1 protein-coding gene is annotated in these 356 nt (G+C 41.6%); it reads right to left on the bottom strand.

The features are described from left to right. The coding region (locus EXT48_RS23580; protein WP_130166033.1) for a contractile injection system protein, VgrG/Pvc8 family at positions 1–356 on the bottom strand (356 nt) is incomplete at both ends.

The following is a 356-nucleotide window of genomic DNA, read 5'->3' as shown; positions in this document are numbered from 1 at the left end:
GTAAATCTTTAGTGACTCGCCATTTTATCCGGTCTTGTGAATAGCCGGCTTTTTGTATCAACTTATTGAGGACAGACTGGATATTGGCTTGTACAAAGATTTGGCTTTTTTCTGTTTGCTTAAGTAACTCAAGGCGAGGCTTTAAGACCACCTCTGCACCACAGGTGTGCTCAGACACAAAACCAGATTGAATATCAAACAAAGTCCCAGTGAAATATGTTGATATTGCATCTGGTGACTCAATTTCAAACGTGAGCATATTGCCGACGAGTAACTCATCAGCCAGGTCAAATTGGGACTCTAGGTTCGCTTTGAGTAAAAAGCCGCTATTGATACAGGTCGTGAGTTCAAAATCG

Source organism: Pseudoalteromonas sp. CO348 (assembly GCF_004208845.1).
In the GTDB taxonomy this organism is placed as follows: domain Bacteria; phylum Pseudomonadota; class Gammaproteobacteria; order Enterobacterales; family Alteromonadaceae; genus Pseudoalteromonas; species Pseudoalteromonas maricaloris.
The sequence above is the reverse complement of the archived record's forward strand: the minus strand, read 5'-3'. Positions and strand labels throughout refer to the sequence as shown.